This window comes from Pseudomonas sp. LB3P14 (genome assembly GCF_054898045.1).
Genome location: NZ_CM142714.1, coordinates 5,847,239 through 5,873,611, shown reverse-complemented (window position 1 = coordinate 5,873,611; position 26,373 = coordinate 5,847,239). Strand labels below are relative to the sequence as shown.

Genomic DNA, 26,373 nt, shown 5'->3' with positions numbered 1-26,373 from the left:
TCGCCATGAATACCGCCGCCGCTTTTGCCGACTTCCGTACCTACCCGTTGATCAGCGCGTTGACCGCCGTACAAACCCTGGCGGACCGAGTTCAAGTGAATTGGGCCGACGACCGTGTCAGCCCGTTTCATCATCAGTGGTTGCGGGACAACTGTCCGTGCCCGCTGTGCGTCTACACCGTGACCCGCGAGCAAGTGCTGGAAATCGTCGACGTCGCCGAAAACCTGAAGCCCTCGCACGTCAGCATTGATGCCGAAGGCTGCCTGCGTGTCGATTGGCAGGACGGCCATCTCAGCCGCTTCGATCCTGGCTGGTTACGGGCCCACGCCTACGATGATGAGTCCCGCGCCGAACGCCGGGACGCCAAGCCCAAAAGCCAGCTCTGGAACAGCAACCTGAAGTTTCCGGTGTTCGAATACCAGGCGTTGATGAACGACAACGACGCCTTGCTGCAATGGCTGCTGACGGTGCGCGATATCGGCCTGACCCAGGTCCGCGGCGTGCCCACCGAGCCAGGCTCGTTGAAGCTGATCGCCCAGCGGATTTCCTTCATCCGCGAGAGCAATTTTGGCGTGCTGTTCAACGTGCAATCCAAGGCCGATGCCGACAGCAATGCCTACACCGCTTTCAACCTGCCGCTGCATAGCGATTTGCCGACTCGGGAGTTGCAACCGGGGCTGCAATTTCTGCATTGCCTGGTTAATGACGCCGACGGTGGCGAAAGTATTTTCGTCGACGGTTTTGCCATTGCCGAAGCCTTGCGTCAGGAAGATCCCGAGGCGTTTAAAAGCCTTTGCGAAATCCCTGTGGAGTTCCGTAATAAAGACCGCCACAGCGACTACCGTCGTCTCGCGCCGATCATCGCTCTGGATGCCTTCGGGCAGGTTTCGGAAATCCGCATGGCGAACTTTCTGCGCGGCCCGTTCGATGCGTCGGTCGAGCAGATGCCCACTCTCTATCACGCTTACCGCCGCTTCATTGCGATGACCCGCGAAGCGCGATTCCGGGTGATGATGCGGCTAAATCCCGGTGAAATGTGGTGCTTCGACAACCGCCGCACCCTCCACGCCCGCAACGCCTTCGACCCCGCCACCGGCGCCCGGCATTTCCAGGGTTGCTATGTCGACCGGGATGAATTGTTGTCGCGCATCCTCGTCCTGCAGCGTTAAACCCCAGCCAAAAAAAGCCCCGATCAAGCCGTGACAGGATCGGGGCAGAGGTAGGTACTGTTGAGGAGCCGTTGCGCGAGGGTGACCAAACCTTCGTGAAGCCAGCTGACTCCAGTGTGCCCACTCCCATCCGCAGCAAGTTAGCCGAAAACGACCTGTTCATAGGTATTGCGGCCATTGCGACAAATCGTCCTTGCCGCCACTGTGCACCCCTACGAGAATCGAGCCACGACACCGTTCCCTGAAGAAGGATTGCGTCATGATGTACGCCGATTTGATAGACCAGGAAGACCTGTTGGGCCAGCTCAAGGCGTTAGGATTTGCAGTGCCCCCTGGTGCAACCGCCGAGCAGGCCTGCGAATGCGCGGTACGGGGTTTGAACAACGAACGGGCAACGGAACTGCGCACGATGGTCAAGCAGATGTACACCAGCAGCGCGACCATCCTGCCGGCCGTGCGCCAAGCTATCGATAAGCAATTGCTGCCTGCTCTGGCGGAGTATCAGCAGAGCCGTAGCGCCTGATACTTCTTCACATGCAGCCCGGGACGCTCCGCGTCCCTGTCGAAGCGGACGCAGAGCGTCCATTGAGGCATTCCCACGCAGAGCGTGGGAACGATCAGAGCATTAGAGCCTTACGCTGGCGAACGTCGACTCGTTGCGTGCCTGACTCAACGCCGACAACGGCCCGGACAATGGCGACAGCACCAACGCTTGTGGCAGCGGCATCATCGCCACTTGTTGCGTGGTGTTGGAACCTACGCGCTCGTCACGCGGCGGAATGCCGAAATATTCGCGGTAGCACTTGGAGAAGTGCGGTGTAGAAACGAACCCGCATACCGACGCCACTTCGATGATCGACATCGGCGTTTGCTTGAGCAGTTGCCGAGCACGGATCAAGCGCAGTTTTAGGTAATAACGCGACGGCGAGCAGTGCAGGTATTTCTGGAACAGCCGCTCCAGCTGACGACGCGACACGGCGACGTACACCGCCAGCTCGTCGAGGTCGATCGGCTCTTCCAGGTTGGCCTCCATCAGCGCGACGATTTCCTGCAACTTCGGCTGGTTGGTGCCGAGCATGTGCTTGAGCGGCACACGCTGGTGATCCTGCTCGTTGCGGATGCGCTCGTAGACGAACATTTCCGAGATCGCGGCCGACAGTTCACGACCGTGATCGCGGCTGATCAGGTGCAGCATCATGTCCAGCGGCGCGGTGCCGCCGGAACTGGTGAAACGGTTACGGTCGAGGGTGAACAGGCGCGTACTCATGGCCACACGCGGGAAAGCTTCCTGCATCGAGGCCAGGCATTCCCAGTGCACGCTGCAATCGAAACCATCCAGCAGGCCGGCGCACGCCAGGGCCCAACTGCCGGTGCAGACCGCACCGAGACGGCGGGACTGACGCGCCTGGCTTTGCAGCCACGAAACGTGTTCACGGGTAACAGTGCGCTGGATGCCAATACCGCCGCAGACAATGATGGTGTCCAGGGCGGGAGCCTTGTGCATGGAGCAGTCGGGAGTGATCTGCAGACCGTCACTGGCCCAGACCTGGCCGCCGTCGACGGTGAGTGTGGTCCAGCGATACAGCTCGCGGCCGGACAATTGGTTGGCCATACGCAGGGGTTCTACTGCGGAGGCCAGAGAAATAAGCGTGAAATTGTCCAGCAGCAAAAAGCCGATGGATTGAGGCGCACGGTTCTGGGGTTGAGCCCCGGAGTTGAACGTCGTCATCGCGGTATCTCCTCACACAAAGCGGGTGATGGCCTCAGGCGGAGGCTCTTGTTATTGCCATCGTTCTCGCGTGGGAGACGGGCTTTGTAATGACAGAGCAATTGCCATGCCTAAAGTTGAATGGTCATTCAATAACTCCTGAAAACGACGTCGCAGCGCGTCTATATAAGCCGCGCCGCGAGTGGGGGTTATAAGTGCCATTATCGGCGAGAGGCGCTCTGCCCCGTTGGGCGTGAGCAAATCGGTAGCACTTGTGGGAACAGGGCTACAGCGACCTGATGGAGAGTGTCACCGCAAGCACAGGTGACAGGCGGTATTGGCCAACTTGGATCCCTGATCTGGGTGAAGTCGCTTATCTGTAAGCGACGCGCCAAAACGTGGCGCGTTTTAGATCGGGTGTTCACTTAGTGCGCAGTTTTGACTGGTCTGACGCCTTCGCGGGCAAGCCTCGCTCCTACAGGGATCGCGTGATTCTGTAGGAGCGAGGCTTGCCCGCGAACGGGGTCAACTCGGTATCAGCACTCCACCGCGCTAACCGCCAACCCACCACGCGATGTCTCTTTATATTTGTCATGCATATCGGCTCCGGTATCACGCATCGTGCGGATCACCCGATCCAGCGAGATAAAGTGCTGGCCATCGCCACGCAGCGCCATCTGCGCCGCGTTGATGGCTTTCACCGCGGCAATCGCGTTGCGCTCGATGCACGGCACTTGCACCAGCCCGCCCACTGGGTCGCAGGTCAGACCGAGGTTGTGTTCCAGACCGATTTCCGCCGCGTTACACAGCTGCTCCGGTGTGGCGCCGAGGATCTCCGCCAACCCGGCCGCCGCCATGGCGCAGGCCGAACCGACTTCGCCCTGGCAACCGACTTCGGCACCTGAAATCGAAGCGTTCTTCTTGCACAGAATCCCTACCGCTGCCGCACTGAGGAAATAGTCGACCACGTTGGCGTCGGTCACCACCTCACTGAACTTCATAAAGTAGTGCAACACCGCCGGAATGATCCCCGCCGCGCCATTGGTCGGCGCCGTGACCATGCGCCCGCCAGCGGCGTTTTCTTCATTGACCGCCAGGGCGAACAGGTTGACCCACTCCATGGCGCTCAAGGTTGAGCCGATCACATTGGGTTTGTTCAGCTCTTGCAGGCTGCGATGCAACTTGGCCGCGCGACGGCGCACATTCAGGCCGCCGGGCAGGATGCCTTCGTGCTTGAGACCTTGTTCGACGCAATCCTGCATGGCGCGCCAGAGTTTCATCAGGCCGGCGCGGATTTCCTCTTCGCTGCGCCAGACCTTCTCGTTGGCCATCATCAATTCGGCAACGCGCAGGTTGTGCTGCTTACAGAGGCTGAGCAGCTCGACGGCGCTGGAGAAATCGTACGGCAACACCGTGCGATCCAGGTCCACCACGCCGCTGGAGGCTTGTGCTTCATCGACGACAAAACCGCCGCCGATGGAATAGTAGGTGTCGCGATGCAGCTCACCGTCATCGTCTTCGGCGATCAGGGTCATGGCGTTGGGGTGGAACGGCAGGTTTTCGTCGATCAGGCGCATGTCCCGAGCCCAGATGAACGGGACCGACAAGCGACCGTCGAGCAACAGCGTATGAGTTTCGCGCAGGGTTGCGATGCGGATGCCGATTTGCGACGGATCGATCGCGTCCGGCCACTCGCCCATCAGGCCCATGATCACCGCGTTGTCGCTGCCGTGACCGATGCCGGTGGCCGACAACGAACCGTAAAGCTGAACTTCGACGCGCCTTACTTGTTCCAAAAGACCCTGCTCACGCAAACCTTGCACGAACAACGCCGCGGCCCGCATCGGTCCCACGGTGTGCGAACTGGAAGGGCCAATGCCGATTTTGAACAGGTCGAAAACACTGATAGCCATTACTGCCGAACTCCTGGATGTCCCAACTCCAGACGCAAAAGCGCCCAGTGACGGAGCTGCTACGCTGAAGCTGCAATCCGCCGAGATGGCCGCATCATCAGGCTTTTGCCATGTCGTTCGACGTCTCACACCGACGCACTCATGCCCACTAACGCCGCGGGCCTTTGACGCTGCGTTTTCGCCGTTTTTTTGCGGATCAGAGGGGCAAAGGGGGCTGAAAAAAGCTGTAAACGACGTCACCGACACTGGATGCGACCATCCCTGTACTGGTTACGACGCCCCCTGTAGGCGTCAGATTTTCACTGGTACATGATCGTATCGACTCGATTGCAAGGCGCCGTGGTAGAGCTGTCTCCAAAACGCCATCCAACCGCAACCTATAAGTGCGGTGGTCCAGTCGGAACACTGCCAAAAAAAACACCAAGGAGTCCATCCATGAAAGGTTCCCCGTCGTTGTTGTTGGCCGCCATGCTGAGTCTGCCGTTTCTGGCTCAAGCCGCCGAACCGGCTCAATGCAGCACCGTAAACTTCTCCGATGTCGGCTGGACCGACATCACTGCAACTACCGCCACCACCAGCGTCGTCCTCCAAGCACTGGGCTACAAGACCAAAACCACGATGATTTCCGTGCCGGTGACCTACAAGTCCCTGGCCGATGGCAAGAACATGGACGTGTTCCTCGGTAACTGGATGCCGACCATGGAAAACGACATCAAGGCTTATCGCGATGCCGGCACCGTCGACGTCGTGCGCACCAACCTTACAGGCGCCAAGTACACCCTCGCCGTACCTCAAGCGCTGTATGACAAAGGCCTTCACGACTTCTCTGATATCCCGAAATTCAAGAAAGAACTCGACGGCAAGATCTACGGCATCGAACCGGGTAACGATGGCAACCGTCTGATTCAGAGTATGATCGACAAGAACGCCTTCGGCTTGAAAGACGCCGGATTCAAGATCGTCGAGTCCAGCGAAGCGGGCATGCTGTCGCAAGTCGACCGCGCCCAGAAACGCGACACCGCCGTGGTGTTCCTCGGCTGGGCGCCGCACCCGATGAACAAACGCTTCAAGATTCAATACCTCACCGGTGGTGACGACTTCTTCGGCCCGGACTTCGGTGCCGCCACCGTGGCGACCAACACCCGCAAGGGTTATGCCCAGGAATGCAGCAACGTCGGCACCTTGCTGAAAAACCTGGAGTTCACCGTCGACATGGAAAGCTCGCTGATGGGCAACATCCTGGACGACAAAATGAAGCCTGACGCGGCCGCCAAGGCCTGGCTGAAAAAGAATCCACAGGTCCTCGATACCTGGCTCGCTGGCGTGACCACCATTGACGGTAAACCAGGCCTGGAGGCCGTGAAAGCCAAGCTCGCGCAGTAATCGCTTACGCCGGGGAAGCTAGCTTCCCCGGGCTGTTTATTTCCTTGCATGCGGACGTTCACTACCATGCTGATTGATCAGAAAATACCTTTAGGCCAGTACATCGCAGGCTTCGTTGAATGGTTGACGCAACACGGCGCCAGCACCTTCGACGCAATCGCCGTGTCACTGGAAACGATGATCCACGGCGTGACTTTTGCGCTGACCTGGTTCAACCCGCTGGCATTGATCGGCCTCATCGCGCTACTGGCACACTTTATTCAACGAAAATTGGGGCTGACCGTTTTCGTCATCCTCTCCTTCCTGCTGATCCTCAATCTGGGGTACTGGCAGGAAACCATGGAAACACTCGCCCAGGTGCTGTTTGCCACTTTCGTCTGCGTGATCATCGGCGTGCCGTTGGGCATCGTCGCCGCGCATAAACCGATGTTTTACACACTGATGCGTCCGGTGCTCGATCTGATGCAGACCGTGCCGACCTTCGTGTACCTCATTCCTACCCTGACCCTCTTCGGTCTGGGTGTGGTCCCGGGCCTGATTTCTACGGTGGTGTTCGCGATTGCCGCACCTATCCGCCTGACCTACCTGGGTATCCGTGATGTTCCCGCAGAATTGATGGACGCCGGCAAAGCCTTCGGCTGCTCGCGCCGTCAACTGCTCGCACGCATCGAACTGCCCTACGCCATGCCAAGCATCGCGGCCGGTATCACCCAGTGCATCATGCTGTCGTTGTCGATGGTGGTGATCGCGGCACTGGTGGGCGCCGACGGCCTGGGCAAACCCGTGGTCAACGCACTGAACACTGCTGATATCGCCCTGGGCTTCGAAGCGGGCCTGGCGATCGTACTGCTGGCGATCATGCTCGACCGTATCTGCAAACAACCCGACGCTAAAGTAGGGGGTGACGCATGAGCATTATTCGCTTCGAAGACGTCGACGTAATATTCTCCAAAGACCCGCGCGAGGCCTTGAAACTCCTCGATCAGGGCATGACCCGTGACCAGATCCTGAAAAAGACCGGGCAGATTGTCGGCGTCGAAAAGGCCAGCCTGGATGTCGAAAAGGGTGAAATCTGCGTACTGATGGGCCTGTCCGGCTCCGGCAAGTCCAGCTTGCTGCGCTGTATCAACGGCCTCAACACCGTCAGCCGCGGCAAGTTGTTCGTCGAGCACGAAGGCAAGCAGATCGACATCGCTTCCTGCACCCCGGCGGAATTGAAAATGATGCGCACCAAGCGCATTGCGATGGTGTTCCAGAAGTTCGCCCTGATGCCTTGGCTGACCGTTCGCGAGAACATCAGCTTCGGTCTGGAAATGCAGGGACGTCCGGAGAAGGAACGGAAAAAACTGGTCGATGAAAAACTTGAGCTGGTGGGCCTGACCCAGTGGCGCAACAAGAAACCCGACGAGCTCTCCGGTGGTATGCAGCAACGTGTGGGCCTGGCCCGCGCGTTGGCGATGGACGCCGACATTCTGCTGATGGACGAACCGTTCTCGGCACTCGATCCGCTGATCCGCCAAGGCCTGCAAGACGAACTGCTGGAGCTGCAAAGCAAGCTGAACAAAACCATCGTGTTCGTGAGCCACGACCTCGATGAAGCACTGAAGCTGGGCAGCCGTATCGCGATCATGAAAGACGGTCGGATCGTCCAGTACAGCAAGCCGGAAGAGATCGTCCTCAACCCTGCGGACGACTACGTGCGGACCTTCGTGGCCCATACCAACCCGCTGAACGTGCTGTGCGGTCGCAGCCTGATGCGCACCCTGGACAACTGCAAACGCGTCAACGGTTCGGTATGCCTAGATCCGGGTGGCGATTCCTGGCTGGACCTGGCCGAAGGCAACACCATCAAAGGCGCACGCCAGAACGGCGCGAGCCTGGACCTGCAAAACTGGATTCCAGGGCAAGCGGTTGAAGGCCTGGGTCGTCGACCAACCCTGGTGGATTCGAACATCGGCATGCGCGACGCGCTGCAGATTCGGTATCACACGGGTAACAAGCTGGTTCTGCACCACAACAACGAGGTTGTCGGGATTCTGGGTGACAACGAGCTGTATCACGCGTTGCTCGGCAAGAACCTGGGGTAAGGCAACAGACACAAAACGCCGCGAGAGGATCGCGGCGTGATCGTTCCCACGCTCCGCGTGGGAATGCCGCCCGGGACGCTCCGCGTCCCTTTGCAGACGTGACGCGGAGCGTCACAGGATGCATTCCCACGCAGAGCGTGGGAACGATCATTGAGGCACAAAAAAGGGGCTCTAATGAGCCCCTTTCTGTTTTAGCTGCTTAGCTATAGACCCGGCCAAGGAGCTGCCGATGGCTTTCAAACTGATCGAGCACGTCACGGGTGATCTGATCTTGAGTAAAGCCCATCAAGTCGTAATCCTGGCTGCCGTTGTGCAAGTACACCTCGGCGCGGTAATAACGTGCGCGCGGTTCATCAGCACTTTCCCCCGACACCGTGTCGCTCGCCGCTGCCAGATAGCCATCCAGGCTCACTTCGTAGACAAAAGGGTTGCCCTCTTCCATCTCGATCCGCAGGCCCATGCAACGCTTGGCCTTGCCCAGCAACGTTTGCACGTCCAGACCCTTACCACGCAATTGAATCACGGCCTCTTCCAGCGCCGGGCTGACTTGCTTGTCCATGAAACGCTGAACAATCGACTGATTCGGCTGCAAGTCCAGCTGAGTCAAACGCTCGCTGAAACCACGACGACCGCGCGCTGCGAGCTCCGCTTGCTCCTGTTCGATCTGCACGTCCTGGCGCATCGCCTTGTGCAGGCCAAACATGAAGAACACCAGCACCACCGAGAACGGCAGACCGGCCAGCACCACCATGGTTTGCATGGCTTCGAAGTTACCGGCGAACAGCAGGCCGATGGTCACCAGCGTGATCACCGCCGACCAGAAGATCCGCAGCCAGTGCGGGGCGTCTTCGTCGACGTTACCGCCCTTGCACGAAAGGTTGGCCATCATCACCGCGCCGGAATCCGCCGGGGTCAGGAACAGCACGAAACCGACAAAGATCGACACGCCGATCACGATTTTCGACGCCGGGTAGTGCTCAAGCAGTTGGTAGATCGCCATCGACGGCTGTTCCAGCGCCGTCTTGCCGAGTTCCACCGCCCCATGGTTCATCACCAGGTCCAGGGCCGAGTTACCGAAGATCGACAACCATGCCAGGGTGAAACCCAGCGGGATCAGCAGCACGCCGGCTACCAGTTCACGCACCGTGCGACCACGGGAAATACGCGCGATGAACATACCCACGAATGGGGCCCAGGAAATCCACCAGGCCCAGTAGAACAGGGTCCACAGGCCCAACCAGCGGTCGGACTTCTCACTGTCGCCTTCGTACACATAGAGGTCGAAGGTCTTCAGCACCACGCCGTTCAGGTAGTCGCCGACGTTTTGCACGAAGCCGTTGAGCAGGTGCAGGGTCGGGCCGAACAACAGCACGAAAATCAGCAGGCCGCTGAACAGCACGATGTTCAGGTTGGACAGACGGCGAATACCGTTTTCCACACCCGACACAGCCGCGATAGTCGCCACGGTGCTCATCACGATGATCACGATCAGCAGGTTGGTGTTGCTGTGCTCCATGCCGAACAGGTTTTCAAGGCCCGACGACACTTGCAGCGAACCAATCCCCAGGTTCGTCACCAGCCCCAGCAGGGTCACGAACATGCCGAAGCCGTCCACCGCGTGACCGGCGGCGCCTTTGACCCATCGCTCGCCGACCAGCGGATACAGCGCAGAACGCAACGCCAGCGGCTGGTTATGACGGTAAGCAAAATAGGCCACGGCCAGACCGACCAATGCGTAGATCGCCCAGCCATGCAGGCCCCAGTGCAGGAACGTCAGCTGAACGGCCTGACGGGCGGCCATGTTGCTGGCAGCCACGCCTTCCGGCGGATTGAAGTAGTGGTCCAGCGGCTCGGAGGCACCGAAATACAGCAGCGAGATGCCGATACCCGACGAGAACAGCATCCCCGCCCAAGCGCCGTAGCTGAAGTCCGGGGTGTCGTCCTTGCTGCCCAGCTTGAGCTTGCCGTAGGACGAAAACGCCAGGCCGACCACGAAGACCAGGTAAGCGGCGATCACCACCATGTAGTACCAGCCGAAGCTGCGGGACAACCAGGCCTGGGCAATACCAAGCAATCTGCCGGCCTCTTGCGGGGCGATGATCAGAATGGCGGTCAACAGCAGGATCAACGCGGTAGAGGTGTAGAACACCCAACCGTTGACCGTCACCTTCTCGGGTGGGGTCTTTATAAGAGAGGCAGAACTCATGGCACAGATGCTCCAGGCAGTGCGAGAGAAGAACACAAGGCAACGCGCTACCCGACCAATCGCTTAGTTGGCAGCCGACCAGCGGGTGATATAAAGACACCCCGAAAAAAGCCCGAAGCCCGGGAGCGCCAGTGCGCGTGGGTTTCGAGCGTTTTGGGATGTCGTTTTTCCGCCAACTACATGTAGGAAAAACCTGTAGGCAGCGACGAATTGTCGCAGATCTTATTCTTTGTTGATTGAACGTTCAATCAAAACAAAATAGACTGGCCTTCAATCCGATAGACGTTTCACGTCCACCGGAAGGCCTAAGGAGATGTGCAAGATGCCCAAGGTCGGTATGCAACCCATCCGCCGCCAGCAGTTGATCGAAGCCACGTTGCAGGCGGTAGATCAGGTCGGAATGGGGGACGCCAGCATTGCGCTGATCGCCCGTTTGGCGGGTGTCTCGAATGGCATCATCAGTCACTATTTTCAGGACAAGAACGGCCTGATCGCGGCCACCGCGCAGTACCTGATGAGTGTCCTCAGCGAGAACGTCACCGCGCGCCGTCAGGCGCTGGCAGATGACAGCCCACGGGCGCATCTGCAGGTGATCATCGAAGGCAACTTCGACGCCAGCCAGGTCAATGGCCCGGCAATGAAAACCTGGCTGGCCTTCTGGGCCACCAGCATGCACCACCCGTCTTTGCACAGGTTGCAGCGGATCAACGATCACCGTCTGTATTCCAACCTGTGCTGCCAGTTCCGCCGTGTGTTGCCGCTTGATCAAGCGCGCAGCGCCGCCCGCGGCCTGGCAGCCCTCATTGACGGCTTGTGGTTGCGCGGCGCGCTGTCGGGAGATGCTTTCGACACCGAGCAGGCGCACCAGATCGCTTACGAATACATGGATTTCCAACTGGCCAAGCAGGTGAGTTAGAGCACACATAACCGCTCAACCCCTGAACTGCCACTGACCAGCGTTGCCCAAGCTAAAAGGCACGCCCAGTGGTCAACGCCAACCACTTATGCACTTGCGAGGACACTATGGCCCGTTTCGAACTGCAAAAACTCTACATCGATGGCGGCTACTCCGACGCCAGCAGCGACGCCACCTTCGAAGCCATCAACCCGGCTAACGGTGAAGTCCTCGCAACCGTACAACGTGCGACCAAGGAAGACGTTGAGCGCGCCGTTGTCAGCGCCGAAAAGGGCCAGAAAATCTGGGCTGCAATGACCGCCATGGAGCGTTCGCGCATCCTGCGTCGTGCCGTCGACATCCTGCGCGAGCGCAACGATGAACTGGCCGCCCTGGAAACACTGGACACCGGTAAGTCGTTCTCCGAAACCAAGTACGTCGACATCGTCACCGGCGCTGACGTGCTGGAGTACTACGCAGGTCTGGTTCCGGCCATCGAAGGCGAGCAAATCCCGCTGCGCACCACTTCTTTCGTCTACACCCGTCGCGAGCCGCTGGGCGTCGTGGCCGGTATCGGCGCGTGGAACTACCCGATCCAGATCGCCCTGTGGAAATCCGCACCGGCCCTGGCGGCCGGTAACGCGATGATCTTCAAGCCAAGCGAAGTCACGTCCCTGACCACGCTGAAACTGGCCGAGATCTACACCGAAGCCGGCGTTCCGGCTGGCGTGTTTAACGTGCTGACCGGTAGCGGCCGTGAAGTCGGTACCTGGTTGACCGAACACCCACGCATCGAAAAAATCTCCTTCACCGGCGGCACCGACACCGGCAAGAAGGTCATGGCCAGCGCCTCTGCTTCGTCGCTGAAAGACGTGACCATGGAATTGGGCGGCAAATCCCCGCTGATCATTTTCGACGACGCCGACCTCGATCGCGCCGCCGACACCGCCATGATGGCCAACTTCTACAGTTCCGGTCAGGTCTGCACCAACGGCACTCGAGTGTTCGTGCCGAGCCACCTGAAAGCCGCTTTCGAAGCCAAGATCGTTGAACGCGTTGCGCGCATTCGCGTCGGCAACCCGGAAGACGAGAACACCAACTTCGGCCCGCTGGTCAGCTTCGCCCACATGGAAAGCGTGCTGGGTTACATCGCCAAAGGTAAGGAAGAAGGCGCTCGCGTTCTGTGCGGCGGCAGCCGTCTGACCGAAGGCGAATTCGCCAAAGGCGCGTTCGTGGCACCGACCGTGTTCACCGACTGCACCGACGAGATGACCATCGTTCGCGAAGAAATCTTCGGTCCGGTAATGAGCATCCTGACTTACGAAACCGAAGAAGAAGTGATCCGTCGTGCCAACGACACCGAGTTCGGCCTGGCCGCCGGTGTCGTCACCAAGGACCTGAACCGCGCTCACCGCGTGATTCATCAACTGGAAGCCGGTATCTGCTGGATCAACGCCTGGGGCGAATCCGACGCCAAGATGCCGGTCGGCGGCTACAAGCAGTCGGGCGTGGGCCGTGAGAACGGCATCAGCTCGCTGAACAACTTCACACGCATCAAATCGGTACAGGTCGAACTGGGCGATTACGCCTCGGTTTTCTAAGGCGGTATTTGTTTCGCCTGCGAGGCCGCCTTCGCGGGCAAGCCTCGCTCCTACAGGTCCTGCGTGGTCCTTGTAGGAGCGAGGCTTGCCCGCGATCGAGTGCGCAGCACTCGCCATGGCCTGACCTGACCAACTTCAAAGAGGGTGCATTTAATGTCCCAAGAATTCGATTACATCATCATCGGTGCCGGCTCGGCCGGTAACACCCTGGCGACCCGTCTGACTGAAGACGAAGGCGTCACCGTTCTGCTGCTCGAAGCAGGCGGCCCGGACTACCGCTTGGACTTCCGCACGCAAATGCCGGCCGCCCTGGCGTTCCCGCTTCAAGGCCGTCGCTACAACTGGGGGTACGAAACCGATCCAGAGCCACACATGGACGGTCGTCGGATGGAATGCGGTCGCGGCAAGGGCCTGGGTGGTTCTTCGCTGATCAACGGCATGTGCTACATCCGCGGCAACGCGATGGACTACGACAACTGGTCGAAACTGCCAGGTCTGGAAGACTGGGACTACCTGAACTGCCTGCCGTATTTCCGCAAAGCTGAAACCCGCGACATCGGCGCGAACGACTACCACGGTGGCGACGGTCCCGTCAGCGTGACCACGCCGAAAGCCGGCAACAACCCGCTGTTCCAGGCGATGGTTGATGCCGGCGTGCAAGCCGGTTACCCGCGCACCGAAGACCTCAACGGTTACCAGCAAGAAGGCTTCGGCCCGATGGACCGCACCGTGACGCCGAACGGCCGTCGCGCCAGCACCGCTCGCGGTTACCTGGACATCGCCAAGAAGCGCTCGACCCTGACCATCGTCACCCACGCCCTGACCGACAAGATTCTGTTCGAAGGCAAGCGTGCAGTCGGCGTGCGTTACTTGATCGGCGCCGCAGAAGAGCGCGTTGAAGCCCGCGCCCGCAAAGAAGTGCTGCTGTGCTCCGGCGCCATCGCATCGCCGCAGATTCTGCAACGCTCCGGCGTCGGCCCCGCCGAACTGCTGAACAAGCTCGACATCCCGGTGGTCCACGACCTGCCAGGCGTCGGCGAAAACCTGCAGGATCACCTCGAGTTGTACCTGCAATACGCGTGCACCCAACCAGTCTCGCTGTACCCGTCACTGCTTTGGTACAACCAGCCGGCCATCGGTGCCGAGTGGCTGTTCAACGGCACCGGCATCGGCGCCAGCAACCAATTCGAAGCCGGCGGTTTCATCCGGACTCGCGAAGAATTCGATTGGCCGAACATCCAGTACCACTTCCTGCCGGTCGCGATTAACTACAACGGCAGCAACGGCGTGAAAGAGCACGGTTTCCAGGCGCACATGGGTTCCATGCGTTCGCCGAGCCGTGGTCGCATTCAGGCCAAGTCCAAGGATCCGCGCGAGTACCCGAGCATCCTGTTCAACTACATGGCCACCGAGCAGGACTGGCAGGAATTTCGTGACGGCATCCGCCTGACCCGTGAAATCATGCAACAGCCTGCACTGGACGCTTTCCGTGGCCGCGAAATCAGCCCCGGCATCGACGTACAAACCGATGAGCAGCTGGACAAGTTCATCCGCGAACACGCCGAAACCGCGTTCCACCCGTCCTGCTCGTGCAAGATGGGCACCGACGAAATGGCCGTGGTTGATGCCGAAGGCCGTGTGCATGGCATGCAAGCCCTGCGCGTGGTCGACGCTTCGATCATGCCGATCATCACCACTGGCAACCTGAACGCGCCAACGATCATGATCGCCGAGAAAATCGCCGACAAGATCCGTGGTCGCAAGCCGTTGCCGCGCAGCAAGGCCGCCTACTTCGTGGCCGGTGGTGCACCGGTGCGTGGCAAGCCGTTGCGGGATGTGAGTCCTACTGCTCAGTAAGACGTAACACCGAGGCGCGTCCTTCGCGGGCAAGCCTCGCTCCTACAGGAGAACGCGATTCCTTGTAGGAGCGAGGCTTGCCCGCGAAGACGCCCGACCAAGCACCACACTTCCCGAAGTAATCCTTTCCCACACCTCCCCGCGCTTGATCCTACCCCCCACGCAGGCCTAATCTAGCGCCACGCAAACGTTTCACCCCCTCGCAACATCGATACACCGCCGCTCCATACCAAGGAGGTTCCCGAATGTTCGATTTCCACCCCCAGCTCAAGCAGCGCTTCGCTGCCTTGCGCACGGGCGCTGAATTCTTTTCGCTGCGTTATGTGCGCGAGTCCGGTCAATACCTGTCGGTGCGCAAGAATGTCGCCGAACCTCCGAGCCTGAGCCGTGACGAAGGCGCAATGCTGACCGTTCGAGTCAACGGCGTCGAAGCCTACGCCGCGACCAACGACCTGTCCCAGTCCGGCCTGCAAGCCGCGCTGGAGCGAGCCGAACAACAAGCCCGTCGACTCAAGCCCCACGCCCTGCTCGACCTGCGCGAGCAAGCCGTCTCCAGTGACCGCGCCGACTACTTTTCGCCGAACCTGGACCAGCCCTTCCCGTCCCTGAGCGATTGTTACCAACTGCTCGGCGCCGAATCCGCCGCCGTGCCCCAGGACGAGCGACTGGTGAACTGGCAGGTGAGCATCGGCATCACCCACGTCGAACAGATCTACCTCAGCAGCGCCGGCGCCGAACTGCGTCAGGCGCAGCGTTTTGTCTATCCGAGCCTGGAAGTCACCGCCTATGACGGCAGCGACAGCCAGACCCGCACCCTGGGCCGCGAGAACTTCGGCCAACAGGGCGGTTTTGATGTGATCAGCCGCTGCGGCCTGGTCGGCGCCGGACCGAAAATCGCCGACCAGGCGCTGCAATTGCTACTGGCGCCGAACACCCCGCAAGGCCCGCGCGACCTGCTGTTGATGCCGGACCAAATGATGCTGCAGATCCACGAATCCATCGGCCACCCGTTGGAGCTGGACCGCATCCTCGGCGACGAACGCAATTACGCCGGCACCAGTTTCGTCAAGGCAGAAGACTTCGGCCGCCTGCAATATGGCTCCAAACTGCTCAACGTGACCTTCGATCCGGACATCCCCGAGCAACTCGCCAGTTACGGCCATGACGACGATGGCACGGCTGCCAGCAAGCAATTCCTGATCAAAGAAGGTTTGCTGCTGCGTCCACTGGGTGGTGCGTTGTCGCAATTCCGTGCTGGTATGGATGGCGTCGCCAACAGCCGCGCCTGCGGCTGGAACCGCCCGCCAATCGACCGCATGGCCAACCTGAACATCGAGGCCGGCGATCAACCGTTGGAGCAACTGATCGGCAACATCGAACACGGCATCGTGATGTCGACCAATCGCTCGTGGTCCATCGACGATGCGCGCAACAAGTTCCAGTTCGGTTGCGAATGGGCTCAGCTGATCGAAAACGGCGAACTCAAAGGCGTGGTGAAAAACCCCAACTACCGGGCAATTTCCGCGCAGTTCTGGAAAAGCCTCAGCGCCGTCGGCGATGCGAACACCGTCAAGGTCCTGGGTACGCCGAACTGCGGCAAGGGTGAACCGAACCAGGTGATCCGCGTCGGCCATGCGTCGCCGGCCTGCGTGTTCAGCAATGTGGATGTGTTTGGGGGAGATGCCTGATGAGTACTTCAAAAAATCAGGCCGAGTCGTTCAAGGCTTTGGTCAACTGGCTGCGCGATGCGATTCGCGAGCCGGAACAGTTCACCCTCAGCTACGCCGCCGAGTCGTCGGCCTTCGTGCGTTTCAACCACGCCAAGGTCCGTCAGGCCGGGCAGGTGCAGCAGGCGAGCGTCGGTTTCAAACTGATCAACGAGGGTCGCCACGCCGACCTGAACATCACCCTTTCCGGTGATGCCGAAGTCGATGTTCAGCGCCTCGCCGAAGGTCTGCAACAGTTGCGCGAAACCTTGCCGTTGCTGCCGCAGGATCCGTACTTGCTGCTCAACTTAACCGGCTGGCAGAGCAAGAACGTGCAGGATCATCCACTGCCGGACACCGAGCAGGTTGTGGCCGAAATCACCCAGGCTGCCGAAGGGTTGGACCTGGTGGGTTTCTATGCGGCCGGCCCGATCAGTCGTGGTTTCGCCAGCTCTTCGGGCGCGTTCGGCTGGCACCAGGCCAACAGCTTCAACTTCGACTTCAGCCTGTTTCATGACAACGGCCAGGCGGTGAAAGCCAGCTACGCCGGGCACGACTGGAACAGCGAAGGGTTTGCCAGGCGCTTTGTGCTGGCGCGCGAGCAGTTGGCGTTTCTCGGCAAATCGCAACACACCCTGGCGCCGGGTCAGTACCGCGCCTATCTAGCGCCGGCCGCCCTGGGGGAAATCATGGACATGCTGGGCTGGGGTGGTTTCTCGGCGCAGTCGATTGCCAGCAAAAACAGTCCGCTGCAGAAGCTTTACGCGGGCGACAGTTCGTTCAGCCCGTTGGTGTCCGTCGATGAAAAAGTCAGCGGTTCGTTGAGCCCGGCATTCTCCGGCGAAGGTTATCCGCGCAGCGATCTTGGGTTGATCGTCAACGGCAAGGCCGGCGCGCAGATGGTCAGTTCACGCAGTGCGGCCGAGTACGGTCTGACCGCCAATGGCGCCAGCGGTGGTGAAATGCCGAGCGCAGTGAACATGGCGGCCGGCACGTTGCCTGACGCAGAGATTCTCAAGCAATTGGGCACTGGCTTGTACATCAGCAACCTGTGGTACCTGAACTACTCGGATCAGCCGGCGGCACGCCTGACCGGCATGACGCGGTTTGCGACCTTCTGGGTCGAGAACGGCGAGATTCAGGCGCCGGTGAGTACCATGCGGTTTGATGACAGTGCCTACAGTTTGCTGGGTTCGCAGCTGGAGGCATTGACCGAAGAGCGCGAGCTGATGTTGTCGGCCAGCACCTACAGCCAGCGGGCCACGGCCTCGGCGCTATTGCCGGGTGCGTTGATCAGCAAACTGACCTTGACCCTCTGACACCGATCGTTCCCACGCTCCGCGTGGGAATGCCTCAATGGACGCGCAGCAATCGCTTCGGCAGGGACGCGGAGCGTCCCGAGCTGCATTCCCACGCGGAGCGTGGGAACGATCATCTCCAACAACAAGAGGTCCCATGCCCAACCGCCCGCCTCTCGACGCTGTCACCGCCCGCTGGGTGCCGTGGGTCGTCGCCATCGCTTTCTTCATGCAATCCCTCGACGGGACCATTCTCAACACCGCCCTGCCCGCCATGGCCCGAGACTTGGCTGAAGACCCCTTGCGCATGCAGGGCGTGATCATCGCCTACATGCTCACCGTCGCCTTGCTGATCCCCGCCTCGGGCTGGATAGCCGACCGTTTTGGCACCAAGAAAATCTTCTTCGGCGCGATTCTGCTGTTCAGCCTCGGCTCGTTGCTCTGCGCGTTGTCGAGCACCCTGAGCCTGCTGATTGGCGCGCGGGTGATCCAGGGCCTGGGTGGTGCGCTGATGTTGCCGGTCGGGCGATTGGTGGTGCTGCGTGCCTACCCGCGCTCGGATTTGGTGCGGATCATGGGCTTCATCACCATTCCCGGATTGCTCGGCCCGTTGATCGGCCCGACCATGGGCGGCTGGATGGTGGAATACCTGACCTGGCACTGGATCTTCCTGATCAACCTGCCGGTGGGCGCCATTGGGTGTTACGCGGTGTGGAAATTCATCCCCGATCTGCGTGGCAGTGAGCGCACGCGTTTCGACAGCCTGGGCTTTTTGTTGTTTGGTGCCGCGATGGTGCTGATCACCATCGCCATGGAAGGGCTCGGCGAACTGCACCTGCCGCACTTGCGCGTGATGTTGCTGCTGTTCGGCGGCATGGCATGTCTGGCGGCGTACTGGTTGCGGGCCGGGCACATCGACAATCCGCTGTTCGCGCCGTCGCTGTTCAAGACCCGGACGTTTGCCGTGGGCATCCTCGGCAACCTGTTCGCCCGACTGGGCAGCGGCGCCCTACCGTTCCTCGTGCCGTTGCTGCTGCAAGTGGCGCTGGGTTATTCGCCGTCCCAGGCCGGGATGAGCATGCTGCCGCTGGCGGCGGCGGCGATGGTTGCCAAGTCGGTGGCGCGACCGCTGATCGAACGTTTGGGCTATCGCACCGTGCTGACCGGCAACACGTTGGCGCTGGGGCTGATGCTGGCGAGCATGGGGCTGGTCAGCGAGCAAACACCGTACTGGTTGCTGTTGGTGATGCTGTCGATCCTCGGCGCGATCAACTCGTTGCAGTTCACTGCGATGAACACCGTGACCCTGATCGACCTCGACGACGCCAGCGCCAGCAGCGGCAACAGCCTGCTGTCGGTGGTCGCGCAATTGTCCCTGAGCCTCGGCGTTGCCTGTGCCGGTGCGCTGCTCGGCGGGTTCACTGCAGAAGTCGGTAACGATGGTGTGGACACGGTTCTGGGCGCGTTCCAACTGACCTTTGTGACGGTCGGAATCATGGCGATGCTGGCCGCGACGATCTTTTCGCAGCTATCAAAGGAAGACGGACGGCGCGTCAAGCGTCCGGAAGAACACATCGAGCCTTAGGGCGAATGGCCACCGGGCTGGTACACTGCGCGACATTTTGTTTTGCAGGCCAGTCCCGTGACCACCATCGCCACCGCTTTTAATACTTTGCCGCTGTCCGCCGCCATGCTGGCTAACCTCGACTCCCTCGGTTATGCCCAGATGACGCCGATCCAGGCGCAAAGCTTGCCGGTGATCCTCAAGGGGATGGACCTGATCGCCCAGGCCAAGACCGGCAGCGGCAAGACCGCCGCCTTCGGTATCGGCCTGCTGAACCCTATCAATCCGCGCTTCTTCGGTTGCCAGGCGCTGGTCATTTGCCCGACGCGTGAGCTGGCCGACCAGGTCGCCAAGGAAATCCGTCGCCTGGCCCGTTCCGAAGACAACATCAAGGTCCTGACCCTGTGCGGCGGCGTGTCCTTCGGCCCGCAGATCGGCTCTCTTGAGCATGGCGCGCACATCATCGTCGGCACCCCGGGACGTATTCAGCAGCACCTGCGCAAGGGTTCACTGGTCCTTCATGGCCTGAATACGCTGATCCTCGACGAAGCCGACCGCATGCTCGACATGGGTTTCTACGATTCCATCGAAGAAATCATCGCCCAGTGCCCGGAGCGTCGCCAGACCCTGCTGTTCTCTGCCACGTATCCGGTGGGCATCAAGCAGTTGGCGTCGAAGTTCATGCGCAATCCGCAGCAAGTGAAGGCCGAGGCGTTTCACGACGACACGCAGATCGAGCAGCGTTTCTACGAAATTTCCCCGGAAGAGCGCATGGACGCCGTGGTTAAAGTCCTCGCGCATCACCGTCCGGCGTCCTGCGTCGCCTTCTGCTTCACCAAGCAGCAGGTTCAGGAAACCGTTGATCACCTGACCGCCAAAGGCATCTCCGCCGTCGGCCTGCACGGCGATCTGGAGCAGCGTGACCGCGACCAGGTACTGGCCATGTTCGCCAACCGCAGTACTTCGGTACTGGTCGCCACCGACGTCGCCGCGCGCGGTCTGGACATCGATGCGCTGGACATGGTGATCAACGTCGAACTGGCGCGTGATTCGGAAATCCACATCCACCGTGTTGGCCGTACGGGCCGCGCCGGTGAGAAAGGCATTGCGATCAGCCTGGTCGCCCCGTCCGAAGCGCACCGCGCCCAAGCCATCGAGCAACTGCAGAAGTCGCCTTTGAGCTGGGATCAGCTGGACAACCTCAAGTCTCAGGGCGGCGGTCCGCTGCTGCCGGTGATGAGCACGCTGGTCATCGGCGCTGGCCGTAAAGACAAGGTTCGTCCGGGCGACATTCTGGGTGCACTGACTGGCGATGCCGGCATTCCGGGTGCCCAGGTGGGCAAGATCGCGATTTTCGACTTCCAGGCGTATGTGGCTGTTGAACGCGGGATCGCCAAGCAAGCCTTGCAGCGCCTGAACGACGGCAAAATCAAAGGCCGTTCGCTGCGCGTTCGCATCCTCTGACCCTGATCGTTCCCACGTCGAGGCGTCGAACCGTCTGCGTGGGAATGCATCCGTGACGCTCCGCGTCACATAACGGCGGACGCAGAGCGTCCATGGCGGCATTCCCACGCAGAGCGTGGGAACGATCATTGTGTGAGGACACCGTTTTGCGCTCTACCGAAGTCGTGATCATTGGCGCTGGCGCCGCAGGTTTGATGTGTGCGCTGACCGCCGCCGGGCGCGGGCGCAAGGTGATGTTGCTCGACCATGCGAACAAGGCCGGCAAGAAAATCCTGATGTCGGGCGGAGGCCGCTGCAATTTCACCAACATGTACACCGAACCGAACAATTTTCTCTCGCAGAACGAACACTTCTGCAAATCTGCCCTGGCCCGCTACACCCAGTGGGATTTCATCGGGATGGTCGCCAAACACGGCGTGCCGTACCACGAGAAAAAACTCGGCCAGTTGTTCTGCGATAACAAATCCAGCGACATCCTCGAGATGCTGCTCAACGAGTGCGATCAGGTTGGCGTCAGCTTGCACCTGGACACCTCGATCCAAACCATCGAGAAGCTGGAAAGCGGTTATTTGCTGGACACCACGCTGGGCCAAATCACCTGTGAGTCCTTGGTGATCGCTACCGGCGGCCTGTCGATTCCAACCTTGGGCGCCACCGGTTTTGGTTATCAGGTCGCCAGACAATTCGGCCATGAGTTGCTGCCAACGCGCGCCGGTCTGGTGCCATTCACCATCACCGATCAGCTCAAAGAGCTTTGCACCGAGCTGTCCGGTACATCGGTGGATTGCCTGGTGAGCTGCAATGACCAGAGTTTCCGCGAGAACATCCTGTTCACTCACCGCGGCCTCAGTGGTCCGGCGATTTTGCAGATCTCGTCGTTCTGGGAGTCCGGCGATACGGTTGAGATCAACCTGCTGCCGGATCACGACGTACCGACGTGGTTGCAACAGCAGCAGGCCGAGCGTCCGAACAGCGAGCTGAAAACCCTGCTGGGGGAAATCTTCACCAAGAAGATGGCCAACCTGCTGGCGGACAACTGGTTCGTGTCCAAACCGATGAAGCAGTACACCCACGCGGAAATTGCCGACATCGCCGAAAAACTGGCGAGCTGGAAAGTCGTACCGGCCGGCACCGAAGGCTACCGCACCGCCGAAGTGACCCTGGGCGGTGTCGATACGCGGGAAGTCTCGTCCAAGACCATGGAATCGCTGAAAAGCCCCGGCCTGTATTTCATTGGTGAAGTGCTCGACGTCACCGGGCATTTGGGCGGCTTCAACTTCCAGTGGGCCTGGGCCTCGGGTTACGCGGCTGCGCAATTCGTCTGACCCACACAAAACAACTGTGGTTGATATCAAGGAACAGATTTTGCTGTCAGATGTGATCGGCGCCATTGCGTCGGCGTCATTACTGGCTCAATTTAGCGTCATTGCCTCGGAAGGCCCTCGCACTTCATGCCATCGACCCCATTTAAACAGTCTCTGCGTCGCCTCTGGGCGCTGGATAAATTCAGCTACAGCGTGCGGGTGTTCATCGCCCTGACCGGCAGCATGGCGCTGTGTTGGTATAAGGATGAAATGGGGCTGCTGATCCCGCTCTTCCTCGGGATCATCGCCAGCGCCCTGGCCGAGACCGACGACAGCTGGCAAGGCCGCCTCAATGCGCTGGCCGTGACGCTGGTGTGTTTCCTGGTCGCCGCGCTATCGGTCGAACTGCTGTTCCCTTATCCCATCTTTTTCATCATCGCCTTCGCCCTCGCCGCCTTCTGCCTGACCATGCTCGGCGCCTTGGGCGAACGCTATGGCGCGATTGCTTCGGCGACGTTGATTCTGTCGGTCTACACCATGATCGGCGTGGACCAACGCGGCGGTGCAGTCACCGATTTCTGGCACGAGCCAGTGCTACTGGTGGCCGGCGCGGCCTGGTACGGTTTGCTTTCGGTGCTGTGGCAGGCGCTGTTTTCCAATCAACCGGTACAGCAAAGCCTGGCGCGGTTGTTCCGTGAACTGGGTTTTTACCTGAAGCTGAAATCGTCGCTGTTCGAACCGATCCGCCAGATGGACGTGGAAGCGCGTCGACTGGAACTGGCGCAGCAAAACGGTCGTGTCGTGGCAGCACTGAACGCCGCGAAGGAGATCATCCTGCACCGGGTCGGCGACGGTCGACCGGGCTCGAAACTCAGCCGATACCTGAAGCTGTACTTCCTCGCTCAGGACATCCACGAACGCGCCAGTTCCTCACACTACCCTTACAACGCCCTGGCCGATGCGTTCTTTCACAGCGACGTGATGTTCCGTTGTCAGCGCCTGCTGCGCCAGCAAGGCAAGGCCTGCCGTGCGCTGGCCGAATCCATCCAGATGCGCCAGCCGTTCATCTATGACGCCAGCTTCGCCGAAGCCCTGAGCGATCTGCACGCCTCCCTCGAACACCTGCGCATTCAGAGCAACCCGGCCTGGCGCGGGTTGTTGCGCTCGTTGCGGGCACTGGCGGCCAACCTCGGCACGCTCGACCGCTTGCTCAGCGACGCCAGCAACCCCGATGCCCTGGCCGACGCCACCGACAGCAGTCTGCTCGACCGTTCACCACGCAGCCTCAAGGATGTCTGGACACGCTTGCGCACCCAGCTGACACCGACCTCGTTACTGTTCCGTCACGCCCTGCGTTTGCCCCTGGCTTTGAGCATTGGCTACGCAATGGTGCATTTGATCCACCCGTCCCAGGGTTACTGGATCATCCTCACCACGCTGTTTGTCTGCCAGCCAAACTACGGCGCCACCCGCCGCAAACTCGGCCAGCGGATCATCGGCACCGCCATTGGCCTGACGGTGGCCTGGGCGCTGTTCGATCTGTTTCCGAATCCGTTGGTTCAGTCGTGCTTCGCGATCGCCGCCGGGGTGGTGTTCTTTATCAACCGCACCACCCGCTACACCCTGGCCACAGCCGCGATCACCTTGATGGTGCTGTTCTGCTTCAACCAGGTCGGGGATGGTTACGGGCTGTTCCTGCCGCGGTTGTTCGACACCTTGCTCGGCAGCCTGATCGCCGGGCTGGCGGTATTCCTGTTCTTGCCGGACTGGCAGGGCCGACGCCTGAATAAAGTGCTGGCCAACACGCTGACCTGCAACAGCATTTACCTGCGTCAGATCATGCAGCAATACGCCGCCGGCAAAAGCGACGACCTGGCTTATCGCCTGGCCCGACGCAACGCGCACAACGCTGATGCGGCGCTGTCGACGACGCTCGCCAACATGCTGATGGAGCCGGGGCATTTCCGTAAGGAAGCGGATGTCGGTTTTCGCTTCCTGGTGCTGTCGCACACCTTGCTTAGTTATTTATCCGGACTGGGCGCACACCGGGAAACCCAGCTACCGCCCGACGTGCGCGAGCATTTGATCGACGGCGCCGGCGTGAAACTGGCCGCCAGCATCGATGAAATTGCCCAAGGCCTGGCGAGCAAACTGCCGATTGCGATTCAAAGCGATGAGGAAGAGGCACTGGCCAATACGCTTGAGCAGATGCCGGACGAAATCGATGAAGGCCAGCGGTTGGTACAGACGCAGTTGGGGTTGATTTGCCGACAGCTCGGGCCATTGCGGACGTTGGCAACGCACCTCATCAAGGAAACGAGCGAGGATTGAGCGTGGGCCCGGCACTTACATCCCATGCTGCTTCATCAACCGCTGATAACTCCCATCCACTTTCATCGCCGCGATCTCGCGGTCGAAACCGGCGACGATCTGTTCATGCCTGGGGTTCTTCAGGCTGACCAGGATGTGCAGGCTGTTCTCGCTCAGCGGCTTGGGCAAAAACTCCACGGCATTGCGTACTTTGGATGATTCCCGGGCCAGGTAATAACGCGCGACGTATTCGTCCTCCAGCGTCAATTTGACCCGGTCCGCGGCGACCATGCGCACAGCCATGGAGAAGTTATGCACCGGGACTTTCTGCAGCGACACGTCGCCATCAAACTCAGGCGAATAGGCATAACCGCGCACCATCGCTATCGGGTAGGTATGCAGTTGTTGCAGGTTGTTGTATTCCACCGGTGTGTCTTTGCGCTTGAGAAAGCGCACACGGTTGAGCAGGTATTCGCCGGAAAACTGGCCAAGTTTCGTGCGATCGTCGGTGTACCAGGCGTTGACCAACACGTCGTATCGACCCTCACCCACCCCCAGTAACGCCCGCGCCCAAGGCACTTGTTCGAAATCACTGGCATAACCGGCCCTGGCCAGCGCGGTGCTGACGATGTCCGTGGCCAACCCACCGTTGACCAGCGTGGCGTCAGTAAAAGGTGGCCAGGCATCGGCCACCAATCGCAGCCTTTCCGCTGTCGCGCCTTGAGTCAGCAACAGCAACCCAATCAAAGCAAAGGCTCGATGCAATCGCGGCATGCTAGAAAATCCTTAACGGGCGGGACGCCCGACATGTTTTCAGCCAAAACTCCCAGGCTCCCTGTACTGCCAAACCCAGGAACTAACATTAGCTCATCGAAGCCGCTGCACAGCGCTTCATCTCAGATTACACAAAGAAGACAACGCCGCGCGAAATGAATGATGGCATTTTGGCCTTTGTCACAGATTCCTCTGCCATAAAGACATCTTTCGTCTGGGCGCTTAGTATCGGAACGACGTTGTTCAAGGAATGTGAAGATGACAATCGATTGGGTCTGCAAACACCACAGCGATCTAGGCAAAGAGCAGCTATACGCCATTCTGCAATTGCGTGCAGAAGTGTTTGTCGTTGAGCAGAAATGCGTTTATCAAGACGTCGATGGCCAGGATCTGGAAGGTGACACCTACCATATAATGGCCTGGGACGGGGATCGGCTGGTGGCGTATCTGCGGTTGCTCGACCCGGAGTTACAGGGCGGTGACGTGGTGATCGGGCGGGTGATCATTGCCCCTCAAGCGCGCGGCACTGGGCTTGGGCATGAGCTGATGGCGCAGGCGTTGAAGCAGGCTGAGAAGCACTGGCCTGAAATGCCGATTTATCTCTCGGCCCAGGCGCATTTGCAGGGGTATTACGGGCGGTACGGGTTTGTGGTGGCGGGTGAGGAGTTTCTCGAAGATGACATTCCGCATATCGGAATGCGCCGCCAGTAATGATCGTTCCCACGCTCTGCGTGGGAATGCCTCAATGGACGCTCTGCGTCCGCTCTTGGGACGCGGAGCGTCCCGGGCTGCATTCCCACGCAGAGCGTGGGAACGATCGGGGTCGGTCATTCAGGGATACTCAAGCACCGCTTTAATCTGCCGCAAATTACGCTCGATCCACCCCCGATCAATCGCCCCCCACTCGCGAATCCGATAGCGCCCGGCATGATTGCGTGCGCCTTCTTCCTGTTCGAACTCGCAAACAATATCCAGATCCGCCAACGCCGCGAGGGTGTCCTGGGCCGTGCGCCGGGGCATGCCGGTCACTTCGGTCAGCGCGGGGACGCTGCTGGCCAGCCCGCTATCGATCAGGTACGCCACGTACAACCGGCGATAGAAACTGCTCTTGGTCTTGCTCACGTCCATCCATGC

The 26,373-nt window shown here is 60.1% G+C and carries 20 protein-coding genes; 15 read left to right on the top strand and 5 right to left on the bottom strand.

What is annotated here, in order from left to right; genetic code table 11:
- Window positions 1-5 precede the first annotated feature (5 nt).
- Both ACYZT5_RS26860 and ACYZT5_RS26855 read left to right on the top strand, forming a co-directional pair.
- Entirely contained in the window at window positions 6-1,169 is a 1,164-nt protein-coding gene (locus tag ACYZT5_RS26860; RefSeq protein WP_462048130.1) for a gamma-butyrobetaine dioxygenase, read from the top strand.
- Window positions 1,170-1,428: 259 nt separating this feature from the next.
- Entirely contained in the window at window positions 1,429-1,692 is a 264-nt protein-coding gene (locus ACYZT5_RS26855; protein WP_008151923.1) for a hypothetical protein, read from the top strand.
- A 102-nt stretch (window positions 1,693-1,794) separates the two neighbouring features.
- On the opposite strand, the gene gbdR is transcribed toward ACYZT5_RS26855, so the two are convergent.
- A complete protein-coding gene (gbdR, locus tag ACYZT5_RS26850; RefSeq protein WP_201198415.1) occupies window positions 1,795-2,898 on the bottom strand; it encodes a choline metabolism transcriptional regulator GbdR in 1,104 nt (367 codons plus the stop codon).
- A gap of 515 nt (window positions 2,899-3,413) precedes the next feature.
- Window positions 3,414-4,790 carry an L-serine ammonia-lyase gene (locus ACYZT5_RS26845; RefSeq protein ID WP_462048129.1) on the bottom strand — a complete coding sequence of 459 codons (1,377 nt, stop codon included), beginning with the start codon at window positions 4,788-4,790 and terminating at the stop codon, window positions 3,414-3,416.
- 435 nt (window positions 4,791-5,225) lie between these two features.
- Between ACYZT5_RS26845 and ACYZT5_RS26840 the strand changes: the two genes are divergently transcribed.
- From ACYZT5_RS26840 to choV, 3 genes are all read left to right on the top strand, one after another.
- Window positions 5,226-6,173, top strand: coding sequence for a choline ABC transporter substrate-binding protein (locus tag ACYZT5_RS26840; protein ID WP_462048128.1), 948 nt, complete (start codon window positions 5,226-5,228; stop codon window positions 6,171-6,173).
- 66 nt (window positions 6,174-6,239) lie between these two features.
- Window positions 6,240-7,085, top strand: coding sequence for a choline ABC transporter permease subunit (gene choW, locus ACYZT5_RS26835; RefSeq protein ID WP_462048127.1), 846 nt, complete (start codon window positions 6,240-6,242; stop codon window positions 7,083-7,085).
- A complete protein-coding gene (gene choV, locus ACYZT5_RS26830) occupies window positions 7,082-8,260 on the top strand; it encodes a choline ABC transporter ATP-binding protein (RefSeq protein WP_462048126.1) in 1,179 nt (392 codons plus the stop codon). Before choW ends, choV begins: the two co-directional genes overlap by 4 nt.
- Before the next feature lie 199 nt (window positions 8,261-8,459).
- On the opposite strand, the gene ACYZT5_RS26825 is transcribed toward choV, so the two are convergent.
- Window positions 8,460-10,409: a BCCT family transporter gene (locus tag ACYZT5_RS26825; protein WP_462052316.1), complete on the bottom strand. Its 1,950-nt coding sequence runs from the start codon at window positions 10,407-10,409 to the stop codon at window positions 8,460-8,462.
- A gap of 379 nt (window positions 10,410-10,788) precedes the next feature.
- On the opposite strand from ACYZT5_RS26825, the gene betI reads away from it, so the two are divergent.
- The 9 genes from betI (at window position 10,789) to yccS (ending at window position 24,486) form a co-directional block, all read left to right on the top strand.
- A complete protein-coding gene (gene betI / locus ACYZT5_RS26820) occupies window positions 10,789-11,382 on the top strand; it encodes a transcriptional regulator BetI (RefSeq protein WP_462043890.1) in 594 nt (197 codons plus the stop codon).
- Window positions 11,383-11,489: 107 nt separating this feature from the next.
- A complete protein-coding gene (gene betB / locus ACYZT5_RS26815) occupies window positions 11,490-12,962 on the top strand; it encodes a betaine-aldehyde dehydrogenase (RefSeq protein ID WP_046045290.1) in 1,473 nt (490 codons plus the stop codon).
- Window positions 12,963-13,115: 153 nt separating this feature from the next.
- On the top strand, window positions 13,116-14,819 hold the full coding sequence (betA, locus tag ACYZT5_RS26810; protein ID WP_462048125.1) for a choline dehydrogenase: 1,704 nt from the start codon (window positions 13,116-13,118) through the stop codon (window positions 14,817-14,819).
- A gap of 245 nt (window positions 14,820-15,064) precedes the next feature.
- Window positions 15,065-16,507, top strand: coding sequence for a TldD/PmbA family protein (locus tag ACYZT5_RS26805; protein WP_462048124.1), 1,443 nt, complete (start codon window positions 15,065-15,067; stop codon window positions 16,505-16,507).
- On the top strand, window positions 16,507-17,844 hold the full coding sequence (locus ACYZT5_RS26800; RefSeq protein ID WP_462048123.1) for a TldD/PmbA family protein: 1,338 nt from the start codon (window positions 16,507-16,509) through the stop codon (window positions 17,842-17,844). The genes ACYZT5_RS26805 and ACYZT5_RS26800 overlap by 1 nt, the downstream gene beginning before the upstream one ends.
- Before the next feature lie 136 nt (window positions 17,845-17,980).
- Window positions 17,981-19,408, top strand: a complete 1,428-nt coding sequence (mdtD, locus tag ACYZT5_RS26795; RefSeq protein ID WP_462048122.1) for a multidrug transporter subunit MdtD — start codon at window positions 17,981-17,983, stop codon at window positions 19,406-19,408.
- A gap of 105 nt (window positions 19,409-19,513) precedes the next feature.
- Window positions 19,514-20,851 carry an ATP-dependent RNA helicase DbpA gene (gene dbpA / locus ACYZT5_RS26790; RefSeq protein WP_462052315.1) on the top strand — a complete coding sequence of 446 codons (1,338 nt, stop codon included), beginning with the start codon at window positions 19,514-19,516 and terminating at the stop codon, window positions 20,849-20,851.
- A gap of 146 nt (window positions 20,852-20,997) precedes the next feature.
- Window positions 20,998-22,176: a BaiN/RdsA family NAD(P)/FAD-dependent oxidoreductase gene (locus ACYZT5_RS26785; protein WP_462048121.1), complete on the top strand. Its 1,179-nt coding sequence runs from the start codon at window positions 20,998-21,000 to the stop codon at window positions 22,174-22,176.
- 126 nt (window positions 22,177-22,302) lie between these two features.
- Window positions 22,303-24,486 carry a YccS family putative transporter gene (gene yccS, locus ACYZT5_RS26780; RefSeq protein WP_462048120.1) on the top strand — a complete coding sequence of 728 codons (2,184 nt, stop codon included), beginning with the start codon at window positions 22,303-22,305 and terminating at the stop codon, window positions 24,484-24,486.
- A gap of 15 nt (window positions 24,487-24,501) precedes the next feature.
- On the opposite strand, the gene ACYZT5_RS26775 is transcribed toward yccS, so the two are convergent.
- Window positions 24,502-25,239, bottom strand: coding sequence for a substrate-binding periplasmic protein (locus ACYZT5_RS26775; RefSeq protein ID WP_462048119.1), 738 nt, complete (start codon window positions 25,237-25,239; stop codon window positions 24,502-24,504).
- 258 nt (window positions 25,240-25,497) lie between these two features.
- Here ACYZT5_RS26775 and ACYZT5_RS26770 point away from each other — a divergent pair, with 258 nt between their 5' ends.
- Window positions 25,498-25,950, top strand: a complete 453-nt coding sequence (locus ACYZT5_RS26770) for a GNAT family N-acetyltransferase (RefSeq protein WP_462048118.1) — start codon at window positions 25,498-25,500, stop codon at window positions 25,948-25,950.
- Window positions 25,951-26,070: 120 nt separating this feature from the next.
- Here ACYZT5_RS26770 and ACYZT5_RS26765 read toward each other — a convergent pair whose 3' ends face one another.
- Window positions 26,071-26,367 (bottom strand): winged helix-turn-helix domain-containing protein, encoded by a 297-nt coding sequence (locus ACYZT5_RS26765; RefSeq protein ID WP_462048117.1) that lies wholly within the window; start codon window positions 26,365-26,367, stop codon window positions 26,071-26,073.
- Window positions 26,368-26,373 lie beyond the last annotated feature (6 nt).

Coding starts and splice junctions, on each gene's coding strand:
- choW (WP_462048127.1), top strand. CDS start 6,240: ATGCTGATTGATCAGAAAATACCTTTAGGCCAGTACATCGCAGGCTTC.
- ACYZT5_RS26845 (WP_462048129.1), bottom strand. CDS start 4,790: ATGGCTATCAGTGTTTTCGACCTGTTCAAAATCGGCATTGGCCCTTCC.
- mdtD (WP_462048122.1), top strand. CDS start 17,981: ATGCCCAACCGCCCGCCTCTCGACGCTGTCACCGCCCGCTGGGTGCCG.
- betB (WP_046045290.1), top strand. CDS start 11,490: ATGGCCCGTTTCGAACTGCAAAAACTCTACATCGATGGCGGCTACTCC.
- ACYZT5_RS26855 (WP_008151923.1), top strand. CDS start 1,429: ATGATGTACGCCGATTTGATAGACCAGGAAGACCTGTTGGGCCAGCTC.
- choV (WP_462048126.1), top strand. CDS start 7,082: ATGAGCATTATTCGCTTCGAAGACGTCGACGTAATATTCTCCAAAGAC.
- ACYZT5_RS26800 (WP_462048123.1), top strand. CDS start 16,507: ATGAGTACTTCAAAAAATCAGGCCGAGTCGTTCAAGGCTTTGGTCAAC.
- ACYZT5_RS26805 (WP_462048124.1), top strand. CDS start 15,065: ATGTTCGATTTCCACCCCCAGCTCAAGCAGCGCTTCGCTGCCTTGCGC.
- dbpA (WP_462052315.1), top strand. CDS start 19,514: ATGCTGGCTAACCTCGACTCCCTCGGTTATGCCCAGATGACGCCGATC.
- ACYZT5_RS26860 (WP_462048130.1), top strand. CDS start 6: ATGAATACCGCCGCCGCTTTTGCCGACTTCCGTACCTACCCGTTGATC.
- ACYZT5_RS26770 (WP_462048118.1), top strand. CDS start 25,498: ATGACAATCGATTGGGTCTGCAAACACCACAGCGATCTAGGCAAAGAG.
- yccS (WP_462048120.1), top strand. CDS start 22,303: ATGCCATCGACCCCATTTAAACAGTCTCTGCGTCGCCTCTGGGCGCTG.
- ACYZT5_RS26765 (WP_462048117.1), bottom strand. CDS start 26,367: ATGGACGTGAGCAAGACCAAGAGCAGTTTCTATCGCCGGTTGTACGTG.
- ACYZT5_RS26775 (WP_462048119.1), bottom strand. CDS start 25,239: ATGCCGCGATTGCATCGAGCCTTTGCTTTGATTGGGTTGCTGTTGCTG.
- ACYZT5_RS26840 (WP_462048128.1), top strand. CDS start 5,226: ATGAAAGGTTCCCCGTCGTTGTTGTTGGCCGCCATGCTGAGTCTGCCG.
- gbdR (WP_201198415.1), bottom strand. CDS start 2,898: ATGACGACGTTCAACTCCGGGGCTCAACCCCAGAACCGTGCGCCTCAA.
- betA (WP_462048125.1), top strand. CDS start 13,116: ATGTCCCAAGAATTCGATTACATCATCATCGGTGCCGGCTCGGCCGGT.
- betI (WP_462043890.1), top strand. CDS start 10,789: ATGCCCAAGGTCGGTATGCAACCCATCCGCCGCCAGCAGTTGATCGAA.